Raw genomic sequence first — 12,964 nt, 5'->3', positions numbered from 1 at the left:
TGTGATCCAGGGCTTGTTGCAAGCCGCCCGGGCCATCGCGGCCCAGGCGGCGGGGGGGATTTACCAGGAATAGCGGGCGGTGAGCATGACGTTACGGCGCAGGCCGTATTGGCAACGAGTGACGTTGCCGCAACGGGCGACATAGATCTCGTCCGACAGATTGTTTGCCGAAAGCACGAACCGCCAATGCTCGATATCGTAGTGGCCGGCCGCATCGACGACCGCGAACGGATCGACTCTCAAGCTGTTGTCAGCATTGGCGTAGGTCGCTCCGACATATTGCGCTCCCGAGCCGAAACCCAAGCCACTGAACGGGCCATGCTTGATCGTGTAGTCGAGCCAGAGCGAGGCGAGTTGTCGGGGAGTCGCGGTGGGCACCTTGCCGACCGCCGTATCGGTTTCGCTGCCCTTGGTGGTCTTTACGCTTTGGCGGGTATAGGCACCCAGGATCCTGATGTTTTCCGTCAGTTGAGCCGTCGCCTCGAATTCCACGCCCCGGCTGCGGACCTGTCCGGCCTGGACATAGCCCGTCAAGCTCGGATCGGACGCCGCGGTCAAAGTGTTGTTTTGACGCAGATCGAAGAGCGAGGTGGTGAAGGTGGCGTTGGCGAAATCCGGCTGATACTTGACGCCGACCTCGGCCTGTCTTGAGAACAGCGGATCGTATGCCTGATGATAAGCGTCCGTTCCGGTTAGCGGCTGAAACGACGAGGAATAGCTGGCATAAGGCGCTGCGCCCCCGTCGAACAGATACATGGCGGCCGCCCGGCCGCTGAACGCGCCATCGTCCTGTCGTTCCTTGGTCTCGCTCAGCAGGTCCCGGGTAACGGAAGAAACCTGGTCGCGGCGCCCGCTCAGCACCAGGATCCACCGATCGTACTTCATCTGATCCTGAACGTAGAAACCGTACTGCTGCTGGGTCTGGCGGGTCTGGGTATCGTTGAAGGGGGGCTTGGCTACCGGATCGTTCAGCGTGGTGGGGTTATAGAGATTGAGAGTATAGCCGGAATAGGTAAAACCCTCATTGTCGTCGAAATTCTGGTTGGTGAAATTGAACCCGAACAAAAGAGAATGATCGATGGGGCCGGTTTTTACCTTGCCGAGAATTTGATTATCGAGATCGACCACGTCGAAATTCGACTTCAAATTCATGACGGCTCGCCGGATCGATTGCTGGTCGCCGCTTAGCGCGTAGCCGAACATCGCCTGGTTGTCCAGGTCGAGGTGGGCATAGCGGAAATTCTGCTTGTATGCCCAGTCGTCATTGAAGCGATGGTCGAGGAGGTAGGACGCCGAATACTGGGTCTTGTCGTAGTTTTCATATCCGGGATTGCTGGTCGACAGGCTGGTCGAAATCCGCTGTCCCTGGCTGGTCGGCTTGACGCTTCCGTAATAGGGCAGGAAATTGTTCGAATCCATGGTGTCGTCGCGCAGATAGCTGGCCATCATCGTGACCGAGGTCCGGTCGTTGAGACGGAACGTGGCTGACGGCGCGAGCAAGGTTCGGGTTCCCTTGACATCATCGACCTGGTTTTCGCTGTAGCTTTGCATGGCGATGGCGCGATAAAGCACACGGCCTTCGGCATCGACCGGGCCCGACATATCAACGCCGCTTCCGAAGTGATTGTAGGACCCCGCCAGCAGGTCGACCTGGCCACGGCTATAGTCGGTCGGCATCTTGGAAACCATGCTGACCATTCCGCCCGGTTCGCCGAGGCCGTAGGCCACCGATGCCGGACCTTTGAGGACCTCGATGCGTTCGAGCTGGTAGGGATCGATGCGCCATTGATCCAGCGCGCGTCCCGGAACGGCGGGAAGACGGGTGCCGTCGAGATAGAAGAAGTCCGAGCTGAAGCCGCGAATGTTGAAGGCGTCATTGCGTGTGTCGTTGCTGTAATAGGTCGAGACGCCGGCGGTGTAATGCAGGGCGTCATTCAGCGTGGCGACGTTGCGCTCGTCGAGCTGTTCTCGACCGATGACCGAGACGGATTGCGGCGTTTCCAGCAGCGGGGTGTCGGTTTTCGTGGCGCTGGCGCCGCGCTTGGCCACATAGCCCTGAACGGGGCCGGTGGCGCTTTCCTCGGCCAGCGTCCCCGTGCCGCCCTCCACCGTCACCGGATCCAGTGTCATGGCCCCATCGGTGGCGACCCTTTCCAGTGTCACCGTGCCGGCGTTGGTGAAGCGATAGGTCATGCCCGTACCGGACAGCAACCGGCGCAAGGCCGTCTCGGTGGTCATGGTCCCGGACGCGCCGGGGGATTTCAGGTCGCGGGCAAGGGCGGAATCGAAGAACAGTTGCAGGCCGCTCCGGTCCGAAAACGCCACCAGGGCCGGGATCAACGGCTGCGCCGGAATATCGAACGAAAGCATGGCGGCTGCCTGGGCCCGGGCGGGCGCCGGCATGGATCCGACCATCATCGCCGGAGCCCCCATGAGGGCCGCCGCCAGTACTCCGCGCAACGCATGTTCAGATAGTTTCGTCATCCCACACTCCACGTCCATGAGTAAATTAAGAATGAGACGCGATCGCATCTCATAACCTTAAAACGGCTGAGATTGAAAGCAGTGGGATGGGGAAATCGAAAAAAGTTGAATGGATCAGTCGGCGGGGCGGATCAGCGTCAGCATGCCTCCCAGATCGGTGAGCCGTACCGGCAGGGTGCTGGCCATGGTCTGCAAGGCCTCGCCGACCCGGGTGGTATCGAAAACCGCCGTGACCGGAAGGGCGGCCAGCTTTCGGTCGGTGATGACGATCATGCCGCCGCGACAACGGCTCAGTTCCGCCACCACCTGGGCCAGCGGCGCCTCCTGGAAGATCAGGCGGTCGCGCTGCCATGCCTGGGTTTGGCGCAAATCGGCTGGACCAACTTCGTCCAGTCCCTCGGATCCATAACGGACCTGCTGTCCTTGGTGCACCGTGATCTCGCTCCGGCCCGGCACGGAAACGGCGACGGCATGTTCGGCGACCGTGACGGTAACCGCGCCGTCATTCGCTTTCACGTCGAACGCCGTTCCCAAGGCTCGGCTGCGGCCGCCCGCCGCCTCGACGTCGAAGGGGCGGGCGGCATCGGGGGCGACGGTGAAGAAGGCTTCGCCGCGATACAGGAGGATCCGGCGCGTCTGTCCGTCCATGACGGTGGACAGCGCGGAGGAACTGCCCATCTCCACCGTCGAGCCGTCCTCCAGGGTGACGGTCCGGCGCTCTCCCGCAGCTGTCCGTTGGTCCGCCAAGAGATCCGGCCGTCCGGCCACGACCCCGGTACAGACCAGCAGCGTGACCGAGGCGGCCAGGGCCCAGCCCTGCCACCGGGTTGGGCGATGCGCGGGGGAGGATCGCCCCGGTTCCTCGGTCCTCCGGAATGCCGGTTCCGCCCGGGCGGCATAGGCCCAGGTTGCCTGAGCCCGGCACCAGGCCTCCTCATGGGCCGGTCCTTCGGCAAGCCAGCCGGTGAAATCCCGATGGTCGATCTCCGTCGCGTCGCCGTCGTGGAGCACCACGCACCAGCGCAAGGCTTCTTCCATCATCGTGGCGTCCACCCGTCCGTCGCGCTCAACCGTCATCACGCCTCTCCCCGGCGGTGTGTCGGCCCCATGGCTCGCTCGATGGCGGCCAGGGCATGGACGACATGGGTGACGACGGTGGCCCTGGAAATTCCCAATTTTCCGGCCACCTCGGCCTGGGTCATGCCCTCGAAGCGGCACAGGATGAACACCTCCCGGCAACGTGGCGACAGGGAATTCACCACCTCCATCAGACGGCAGAACTCGGCGCGTTGAAGCGTGGCCTCCTCGGGCGACGGGCGGGGATCGGCCACCGCCGTTACCACCTCCTCAGTCGCTTCGACCTCGATGCCGTATCCAACATGGCGCTGGTGGTCGAGCGCCAGATTGGCGGCGATGCGGAACAGATAGGGGCGCGGATTATCCAAGACCGCCAGCCCATCGGCGTTGGCGGCGCGCAGCCATGTCTCCTGTGCCAGATCCTCGGCCAGGGCCGCATTGCCAAGTTTCCGCACCAGGAAGCGCAACAGCGCCTCCCTGTGCTGGGCGAAGCTCGACAATAATGTTTCCCGGCGTTTCGACATGGCCGGTCAGTCGTAATCGAGATGCGAATGATTCGCAAGATTAAATGCCGCGTCGAAACCGTCACTGCCGGGAATGTCTAAGGGCGCCTCCGCTCCGCTGTCGGCGGGCGAGAGGCGCCGCTCGGGCTAGAGGGCCTGGTTCGGTGATTCCGTCCCAGGCCCCAAGAGGCGGAGTTCGACCGAAAGTCCTTCAGCTTCCCCACCAATAGACCCAGACGAAAAGGAAGATCCACACCACGTCGACGAAATGCCAGTACCAGGCCGCGGCTTCGAATCCCACATGCTGTTCCGGCGTGAAGTCGCCCGCCAGCGCCCGGAAGAAGTTCACCGACAGGAAGCAGACGCCGACGAAGACATGAAAGCCGTGGAACCCGGTGGCCATATAGAAGATCGAGGGATAGACCCCCTCGCGGAATCCGAAGGGTGAGTGGATATATTCGAAAGCCTGCAGGCTGAGGAAGACGAGGCCGAGGCCGACCGCCAGGGCCAGACCGCGGCGCAGGCCGCTGCGGTCTCCCTGGCGAAGCGCATGATGGGCCCAGTTCACCGCCAGTCCCGACGACAGCAGGATCAAGGTGTTGAGAAAGGGTATGCCCCAGGTTTCCAGCGGCGCGATATTGGCCGGCGGCCATTGCTTGACCGAGGGGTTGACCAGAAATCCGGCGTTGAAGAAGGCCCAGAAGAAGGCGACGAAGAACATCACCTCCGAGGCGATGAACAATCCCATGCCGAGGCGCAGGCCGTGGCGCACGACCCCGGTGTGGGCCTTTTCGATCTGGGCTTCCCTCATCACGTCGCGCCACCAGACGAACATGGTGAGCAGCACCAGCAGGAAGCCGGCGACGAGGATCAGCGGCGTGCTGCCATGCCACCATTGGACGGCGCCGAAGGCGAGCACGAAGGCCGATAGCGCGCCCATCGCCGGCCATGGGCTGGGCGGTACCAGATGATAGGGATGGGGCGCCGCGTGGGCGGCGGCTTCGGAGGCGTCGCTCATGATCTACCCTCGCTGGTGGGGCCGCCGGCGGCGCGTTTCGCGGCCGGTTGCTGCCGTGCCTTGAAGAAGGTGTAGGACAGCGTGATGGTATGGACGTCGCTGGTATCGGGGTCGGTCGCGATCGCCGGGTCGATGTAGAACGAGACCGGCAGTTCGGCTTTTTCTCCGGGCCCGAGGCGCTGTTCCGAAAAACAGAAGCACTGGATCTTGTCGACGTAGGGACCGGCCTTGGCCGGCATCACATTGAAGACGGCGGTGCCGGTCAGCGTGTCCTGCGACAGGTTTTCCGCGGTGAAGGCCGCCAGATTGGTCTCGCCCAGATGGACGCTCATGCTTTTCTGCGCCGGGAGGAAGCGCCAGGGCATGTCCTTCATGACGGCGCCGTCGAAGCGTATTTCGATCATTTGCGCGCCCCGCGCGGGCGAGGGGCCGGTGGCGACGCGCGGCGTGCCTCCGGCTCCGGTCACCTTGCAGAACAGGGAATAGAGCGGCACGCTGGCGGCGACCAGGCCGGTCATCGCGGCCAGGGCCGCGATTGAGATCAAAGCCGTGCGCACCGTTCCCTTCATCGCCTCACTCCGCCGGATGTCCGTGTGACGCCGGCCCGATGACCGGCAATGTCTCGAAGCTGTGGAGCGGTGGCGGCGAGGAGACGGTCCATTCCAGCGTGGTGGCGCCGATACCCCATGGATTGTCGGCCACCCGCCGCTTCGAGCCGAGCGTCATGAAGACGATGACCACGAAAAGCAGCGCGCCGGCGAACCCGATATAGGCGCCGATGGAGGAGACGTAATTCCACCCGGCGAAAGCGTCGGGATAATCCGGGATCCGTCGCGGCATGCCCTGGAGGCCGAGGAAATGCTGGGGAAAGAAAGTCAGGTTGGCGCCGATGAACATGATCCAGAAATGGATCTTGGCGAGGGTTTCCGGATATTGACGGCCGGACATCTTGCCGACCCAGTAATAGAAACCGGCGAACATGGCGAAGACGGCGCCCAGGCTCAAGACATAGTGGAAATGGGCGATGACGTAATAGGTGTCGTGCAACTGGACATCGACACCGGCGTTGGCCAGCACCACGCCGGTGACGCCCCCGGTGGTGAACAGCGCGATGAAGCCGACGGCCCAGAGCATCGGCGCCTTGAACTCGATGGAGCCGCCCCACATGGTGGCCAGCCAACTGAAGATCTTGATCCCGGTCGGCACCGCGATGACCAGGGTGGCGGCGGTGAAGTAGGCCCGCGTGTTCACCGACAGGCCGGTGGTGAACATGTGATGCGCCCAGACCAGGAAGCCGATCATGCCGATCGAGACCATCGCATAGGCCATGCCGAGATAGCCGAACACCGGCTTTTTCGAGAAGGTCGAGACGACCTGGCTGATGATGCCGAAGGCCGGCAGGATCATGATATAGACTTCCGGATGGCCGAAGAACCAGAACAGATGCTGATAAAGCATCGGATCGCCGCCGCCGGCCGGATCGAAGAAGGCCGTGCCGAAGTTGCGGTCGGTGAGCAGCATGGTGAGCGCTCCGGCCAGGACCGGCACGGCGAGCAGCAGCAGGACGGCGGTGACCAGCATGGCCCAGACGAACAGCGGCATGCGGTGGAAGCTCATGCCCGGCGCCCGCATATTGACGATGGTGGTGATGAAGTTGATGGCGCCCAGAATCGACGAAATGCCGGCCAGATGCAGCGCCAGGATCGCGTAATCCACCGAGGGGCCGGGGTGCCCCGTCACCGACAGCGGCGGATAAAGCGTCCAGCCCGTTCCCGCCCCGGTTCCCGTTAGGGCCGAGAGCAACAGCAGGCAGAAGGCCGGCACCAGCAGCCAGAAACTGATGTTGTTCATGCGGGGAAAGGCCATGTCCGGCGCGCCGATCATCAAAGGCACGAACCAGTTGCCGAATCCGCCGATCAGTCCCGGCATGACGGTGAAGAAGACCATCACCACCGCATGGGCGGTGACGAACACGTTGTATTGCTGATAGTCGCCGTTGAAGAGGGTGCCCCCGGGATGCATGAGTTGCATGCGGATGACGACCGACGCGGCGCCGCCGATCAGTCCGGCGACGATCGAAAAGATCAGGTAAAGGGTGCCGATATCCTTGTGATTGGTCGAATAGACCCAGCGTCGCCAGCCATGCGGCGCCTCATGGGCATGGGCGTGATGGGGGTCGAGGGCGTGGCTGGCGGTATCTGGCGACATGGCCGGTCGTTCCTCTCTCGTATTATGCCGAAGCCTGGTTCAGATCCTTGTCATTGGGCCGCGTTGGCTAATCTGTCCCGGCCATCCGCCGAAGACGTCCGCTTGCCCTGGTTTTTGATCCAGGCGGTGAATTGTTCCTTGGTGACCGCTTCGACTTCGATCGGCATGAAGCCGTGATTGATGCCGCAGAGCTGTGAGCATTGGCCGAAATAGAATCCCGGCCTCTCGATCTTCACCCAGGTTTCGTTCAGGCGCCCCGGGAAGGCGTCGATCTTCACACCCAGCGACGGCACCGACCAGCTGTGGATCACATCGTCCGCCGTTGTCTGGATGCGGATCGTCGTATCGACCGGCAGGACGATGTGGTTGTCGGTGGCGAGCAGGCGGGGTTCGCCGGGTTTCAGGTCGCCCTCCTGAACCATGTTGGCGTCGAAGGAGACGCTCTGGTCCGGATAGTCGTAGGACCAGTACCATTGATGTCCGGTGACCTTCAGGGTCATGTCGGCATCCTTGGCCCGGTCCATGGCGTAAAGCAGCCGGAACGAGGGAAAGGCGATGACCACCAGGATCAACACCGGGATCAGGGTCCAGGCCACTTCCAGGGGCGTGTTGTGTTCCCATTTCGCCGGTGTCGGGTTGCGGCTGGCATGGAAACGGACCACCACATAGCCGAGCAGGACGAAGACGAAAGCGAGCACGAACAGGATGATGACGGTGATGGTGGTGTTGAGCGTGGTGATCTGATGCATGGTCGGCGAGGCCGCCTCCTGCATCCAGATTCCCCAGGCCTTGGGCTGATCGGCCAAAGCCGGCGAGGCAAGGGTGGCCGCGGCCGAAAAAACGGAAGTTGCGGGAACGATCCGGGACATGTGACCCCCTTGCAACCGTATTTACCGCAGCCCGCCCTCTCTTTCTCCCGATCGCGCCTGATCGTCGGGATGTCGTTGCGGAAGTTGCGGCCGATTCTCGTTTTCACCCCGAAAGATTGGGAGCCGTCGAAGATCTTCAATAGGACGTTGGGTGGAGCGGGTAAAAAAGGCGGGGGCGGGCTCGTCCAGGAATGGCGCCTCTTGACGCCTACTTATAGTCAACGGAATATAGGTCGGACCGTGATGCCGCCTCGCGGGGGCGGGTGGGCACCGGCATGAGATGCAAAAAGGACGGCCATGCGCTCGATGAAGACGTTCCGCGGTCTCGCGGTTTTGTTTACCGTCATTCTTCCCTTTCTGGCCGGTGTTCCGGCCAATGCCCAGGTCACGGTTTTCGCCGCGGCATCGGCCACCGATGCGCTGAATGAGATCGGCAAGGCCTTCGTGGCCGGGGGCGGCAAGGAAATCGTGCCCTCCTACGCCTCCAGTTCCACCCTCGCCAAGCAGATCGAAAATGGCGCTCCGGCCAATCTGTTCCTGTCGGCCGATGAGCGCTGGATGGACTATCTGGCGGACAAGGGGCTGCTGGCCACGGGCACTCGGCTTAATCTGCTGGGTAACCGGGTCGTTCTGATCGCGCCCAAGGACAGCACCGTCAAAGTCGACATCGGCCCCGGTTTCCCGCTCGCCAAGCTGCTGGGCGAGGGGCGTCTGGCGGTTGGCGATCCCAGCCATGTGCCGGTCGGCGCCTACACCGAGGCAGCCCTTAAGAAACTGGGCGTCTGGGACGCGGTGCAGGGCAAACTGGCTCCCGCCGATTCCGTGCGTGCCGCTCTGGCCTTCGTCGAACGTGGCGAAACCCCCTTGGGTATCGTTTACGCCACCGACGCCGCGGTGACCGACAAGGTGAAGGTGGTTGGTGTCTTCCCCGAGGACAGCCATCCGCCGGTGGTTTATCCCGCCGCCCTGATCAAGGACAAGGACACGGCGGACGCGAAGGCGTTCCTGGCGTTCCTCCAAGGGCCGGAGGCCAAGGCGATTTTCCAGAAATACGGGTTCGCCGTGAAGTAAGGCGCGGCCCCCCGTGTTTACCCTGACGCCCCTCGAAAAAGAGGCTTTGACCCTAAGTTTCTGGGTATCCTTGTGGGCCGTCGTCGCCAGCCTGCCGCTGGGCATCCTGTGTGCCTGGCTGCTGGCCCGGCGACGGTTCATCGGTAAGAGCCTTTTCGACGGTCTGATTCATCTGCCGCTCGTGCTGCCGCCGGTGGTGGTCGGGTACGCCCTGCTGGTGGCGTTCGGGCGCAAGGGCTTCATCGGGGCTTGGCTTTATCAGGTTCTGGGGGTTTCCTTCGCCTTCAACTGGAAGGGGGCGGCCCTGGCGTCCGCCGTGATTTCCTTCCCGCTGATGGTCCGAGCCATCCGGCTGTCTCTCGAAAATGTCGACCGCGGGGTCGAATCCGCCGCCTCGACCCTGGGGGCGGGACCGCTGCGGGTCTTTTTCACGATCACCCTGCCCCTGTCGCTACCGGGGGTGTTGGCCGGCGTGATCCTCGCCTTCGCCCGCTCCTTGAGCGAATTCGGGGCGACCATCACCTTCGTTTCGAATATTCCCGGCGAGACGCGGACGTTGCCGCTGGCCTTGTATGGATTGACGCAGATCCCGGGCGGCGAGGCTCCGGCTTTCCGCCTGTGCGTCATTTCCGTTCTCATCGCCTTGGCCACCCTGATCATCTCGGATGCTCTGGCGCGGCGCATCGACCGCAGGATGAGAGGGTAGCCGATGCTGGATATCGCATTACGCAAACAGCACGGTAACTTCCAGCTCGATCTCGCGTTTCAAAGCGATGGCGCCAAAGTCACGGCCCTGTTCGGTCGGTCGGGATCGGGGAAGACCTCGGTCATCAATATGGTGGCCGGTCTGGTGCGGCCGGACCAGGGCCGCGTGGCGGTCGACGGACGAGTCCTGTTTGACGGCGAAAAGGGCATTGATCTGCCGCCGCCTCGTCGCAGGGTCGGGTATGTCTTCCAGGAAGGCCGGCTGTTTCCCCACTATACCGTCAGGGGAAACCTCACCTACGGAATGGAACGGACGCCGGCCTCCGAGCGCTTCATTCAGTTCGATCAGGTGATCGACGTTCTGGGAATCGGGGCGCTGCTCGACCGTCGTCCCAGCAGGTTGTCGGGGGGCGAAAAGCAAAGGGTGGCCATCGGCCGGGCCTTGCTGAGCAGTCCGCGCCTGTTGCTGATGGACGAGCCCCTGGCCGCCCTGGACGGCGCCCGCAAGGACGAGTTGCTTCCCTTCATCGCCTTGCTGCCGGGCCAGTTCGGCGTTCCCATTCTCTATGTCAGCCATGCCGTGGACGAGGTTTTGCGTCTGGCCGACCATCTGCTGCTGATGAATGACGGCAAACTTGAGGATAGCGGCACGGTCGAGGATGTGATGGGCCGATCGGGCTTCGCCGAGGTTTCCGGCAGGCGGGATCCGGCCAGTATCGTTACCGCCATGGTGACGCAGCACGACCGGTTGCATGGCACCACTCATCTGAGCTTTCCGGGCGGGGTGATCCGGGTGCCGCTGCTGAGCGCGCCGGCCGGCCGGAAATTGCGTGTGCGCATCGACGCCGGCGATGTAATGCTGTCCCTGACCCGGCCCACCGGCCTTTCCGTGCAGAACATCTTTCCCGCCCGCGTCGTCTCGCTGCGTCACGAGAGCGGGTTGGTCGATGTCGGACTCGATCTCGGCTGTATGCTGCATGCGCAGATCAGCGAGCAGGCGTATGCCGACCTTGGCCTGAATATCGGCTTGCCCTTGTATGCCCTGGTCAAAACCGCGGCGATCAGCCGTAGCGACATCGCCGAGCACGAACCGGCGAAAGACGAGCATCCAACCCTGGCGGAGGAAGAGATATGAAAGTCGCTTTTGCCACCCAGGACCTGACCCGGATCGACGCCCATTTCGGCTGGGCGCGCCATCTGGTGTTCTATGACGTGTCGCCCGAGGGATACCGTTATCTCAAGGTGCGCGATTTCGGGGCGTTGCGTCAGGATGGTGATGAGCAGAAGCTGATGGCCAAGCTGCGCGCGCTGAGAGGCTGCGATCTCGTCTTCGTCAGCGCCGTCGGACCGGTGGCCCATGCGCAATTGGTCCGCCAGGGAGTGCATGCGATGGAGCAGTTCTCCGGAAAATCCATCGACGAGGCCCTGCGGGAGTTGCAATGGACCTTGCGCAGCCGCCCGCAACCCTGGCTGCGTCGACGTCTGCAGGCCGAGCGGCGCGGATATCTCCGCTCGTGATGACGGCGGGGCTCCGATTTCATGCTCGCGCCGGAATGACGTGGTAAGACGGTTTTTCTGAACAAGCCTTTGAGGACAGCATGCTGCGACTTCCCGACGCCTTTTTGGATCAGTTGCAGGCAGAGGACACGCCGCATGGAGATCTGACCACCATCGCGCTGGCCATTGGCGAGCGTCCGGGGCGGATGCGGTTTTCTGCCCGCGCGCCTCAGGTGGTCTGTTGCGTCGAGGAGGCCGTCCGCTTGATCGAGCGGGCCGGGGCGCAAGTCTCCGCCTATTGTCGCTCTGGTGATTTTCTGCCCTCGGGTGCCCTCATTCTGGAGGCCACCGGTCCAGCGGAAGCCTTGCTGTTGTCATGGAAGGTCGCCCAGACCCTGATCGAGGCCACTTCCGGCATCAGCACGGCGGTGCGCCACCTCGTGGAGGCGGCGGAACGGGGTGGCGGGGCCGTCGTCGCCTGTACGCGCAAGACTTTCCCGGGAGCCAAGGCCGCGTCCTTGAAGGCCGTCTATGCGGGGGGCGGGGTGCCGCATCGTCTTGGCCTGTCCGACAGTCTGCTGGTTTTTCCCGAACACCGGGTTTTCCTTGGCGCGGATACCGCGGATGCCCTCCGCCACCTTAAGGCGGCCTGCCCGGAAAAGAAGGTGGTGGCGGAAGTGATCAATGTCGATGAGGCCTTGCAGATGGCGCGGATCGGCATCGACGTTTTGCAGTTGGAGAAGTTTCCTCCCGAGGCCGTCGCGGAAACCGTGAGGGCGCTTTCCGACCTGCCGTCGCCGCCGGTGCTGGCGGCGGCCGGCGGTGTCAACGCGGGCAATGCCGAAGCCTATGTCCGGGCCGGCGCGAAGATCCTGGTCAGCAGTTCTCCCTACTGGGCCAAGCCTGCCGATGTTTCGGTCAAGATCACCGCCGACGGTCCAGGGCATGCGGGTCACGCTATTCCGTCTTGACGACGTGCTCGTCCAGCCAGGCGATGTCTTCGGCCAGGGCCGTCTCCAGCGACGTCTGCATGCGGCGGTAGCGCGTCAGCAATTCATGGCCGAAAGGGGTCAAATGGGCTCCGCCGCCGTGACTGCCGCCGAAGGCGGCGACCACCACCGGATGATCGAGATGACGGTTCATCTCATCGACCAGTTGCCAGGCCCGTTTATAGGACATGTCCATGGTGCGCGCCGCCGCCGATATCGATCCCGTGCGGTCGATCGCTTCCAACAGGTCGGTCTTGCCGGGACCCAGCAGAATGACCGGACCCAATTTGAAACGCAGGCGGGGAAGAATTCTCGAGGGCACGGGCGTTAACGCTATCGCCGATTGCTGCGGAAGGCTTCGAGGTTACACGCGCCGCTCCCGCATTCCAACAGGACAATCCTCCACTGTCGGGCAATCGGGCGAACCCGTTTGCCCCGCTTTAAATTTTTGCCCCTCAGTCGCCGGGCGGCGGACATCCGTCCGCCTTGGGCTTCCTCCGCTAAAGCTCCGGGGCGCTCATCGCGCCAACGCGGCGAGACTCT

Annotated in this window: 13 protein-coding genes; 5 read left to right on the top strand and 8 right to left on the bottom strand. The window is 63.1% G+C overall.

Going from position 1 to position 12,964, the window contains the following annotated elements; genetic code table 11:
• Positions 1–60: 60 nt before the first annotated feature.
• The 7 genes from CWS72_RS19545 to coxB form a co-directional block, all read right to left on the bottom strand.
• Positions 61–2,484, bottom strand: a complete 2,424-nt coding sequence (locus tag CWS72_RS19545) for a TonB-dependent siderophore receptor (protein ID WP_158240728.1) — start codon at positions 2,482–2,484, stop codon at positions 61–63.
• A 114-nt stretch (positions 2,485–2,598) separates the two neighbouring features.
• Positions 2,599–3,561 (bottom strand): FecR family protein, encoded by a 963-nt coding sequence (locus CWS72_RS19540; RefSeq protein ID WP_101252323.1) that lies wholly within the window; start codon positions 3,559–3,561, stop codon positions 2,599–2,601.
• Positions 3,561–4,061, bottom strand: coding sequence for an RNA polymerase sigma factor (locus CWS72_RS19535; RefSeq protein ID WP_206747705.1), 501 nt, complete (start codon positions 4,059–4,061; stop codon positions 3,561–3,563). The genes CWS72_RS19540 and CWS72_RS19535 overlap by 1 nt, the downstream gene beginning before the upstream one ends.
• A gap of 214 nt (positions 4,062–4,275) precedes the next feature.
• Positions 4,276–5,082, bottom strand: a complete 807-nt coding sequence (locus CWS72_RS19530; RefSeq protein WP_101252321.1) for a cytochrome c oxidase subunit 3 — start codon at positions 5,080–5,082, stop codon at positions 4,276–4,278.
• Entirely contained in the window at positions 5,079–5,651 is a 573-nt protein-coding gene (locus CWS72_RS19525) for a cytochrome c oxidase assembly protein (protein WP_101252320.1), read from the bottom strand. Before CWS72_RS19525 ends, CWS72_RS19530 begins: the two co-directional genes overlap by 4 nt.
• A gap of 4 nt (positions 5,652–5,655) precedes the next feature.
• Positions 5,656–7,290 (bottom strand): cytochrome c oxidase subunit I, encoded by a 1,635-nt coding sequence (ctaD, locus tag CWS72_RS19520; protein ID WP_101252319.1) that lies wholly within the window; start codon positions 7,288–7,290, stop codon positions 5,656–5,658.
• Positions 7,291–7,340: 50 nt separating this feature from the next.
• The gene (coxB, locus tag CWS72_RS19515) at positions 7,341–8,159 is read right to left on the bottom strand and encodes a cytochrome c oxidase subunit II (protein WP_101252318.1); all 819 of its coding nucleotides are present in this window, start codon (positions 8,157–8,159) and stop codon (positions 7,341–7,343) included.
• A 306-nt stretch (positions 8,160–8,465) separates the two neighbouring features.
• Between coxB and modA the strand changes: the two genes are divergently transcribed.
• The 5 genes from modA to modD all read left to right on the top strand — a co-directional run bounded on the left by modA (position 8,466) and on the right by modD (position 12,403).
• Positions 8,466–9,230, top strand: a complete 765-nt coding sequence (modA, locus tag CWS72_RS19510) for a molybdate ABC transporter substrate-binding protein (protein ID WP_101252371.1) — start codon at positions 8,466–8,468, stop codon at positions 9,228–9,230.
• Between the two features lie 13 nt (positions 9,231–9,243).
• Positions 9,244–9,936: a molybdate ABC transporter permease subunit gene (gene modB, locus CWS72_RS19505; RefSeq protein WP_101252317.1), complete on the top strand. Its 693-nt coding sequence runs from the start codon at positions 9,244–9,246 to the stop codon at positions 9,934–9,936.
• A 3-nt stretch (positions 9,937–9,939) separates the two neighbouring features.
• Positions 9,940–11,070 carry a molybdenum ABC transporter ATP-binding protein gene (gene modC / locus CWS72_RS19500; RefSeq protein WP_101252316.1) on the top strand — a complete coding sequence of 377 codons (1,131 nt, stop codon included), beginning with the start codon at positions 9,940–9,942 and terminating at the stop codon, positions 11,068–11,070.
• Complete coding sequence (nifX, locus tag CWS72_RS19495) at positions 11,067–11,453, top strand: nitrogen fixation protein NifX (protein ID WP_101252315.1); 387 nt, start codon at positions 11,067–11,069, stop codon at positions 11,451–11,453. Before modC ends, nifX begins: the two co-directional genes overlap by 4 nt.
• An 80-nt stretch (positions 11,454–11,533) precedes the next feature.
• The gene (gene modD / locus CWS72_RS19490) at positions 11,534–12,403 is read left to right on the top strand and encodes a ModD protein (protein WP_101252314.1); all 870 of its coding nucleotides are present in this window, start codon (positions 11,534–11,536) and stop codon (positions 12,401–12,403) included.
• On the opposite strand, the gene CWS72_RS19485 is transcribed toward modD, so the two are convergent.
• Positions 12,390–12,743, bottom strand: coding sequence for a winged helix-turn-helix domain-containing protein (locus tag CWS72_RS19485; RefSeq protein ID WP_101252313.1), 354 nt, complete (start codon positions 12,741–12,743; stop codon positions 12,390–12,392). The genes modD and CWS72_RS19485 overlap by 14 nt on opposite strands.
• Positions 12,744–12,964 lie beyond the last annotated feature (221 nt).

Source organism: Telmatospirillum siberiense (assembly GCF_002845745.1).
GTDB lineage: Bacteria > Pseudomonadota > Alphaproteobacteria > Rhodospirillales > Magnetospirillaceae > Telmatospirillum > Telmatospirillum siberiense.
The sequence above is the reverse complement of the archived record's forward strand: the minus strand, read 5'-3'. Positions and strand labels throughout refer to the sequence as shown.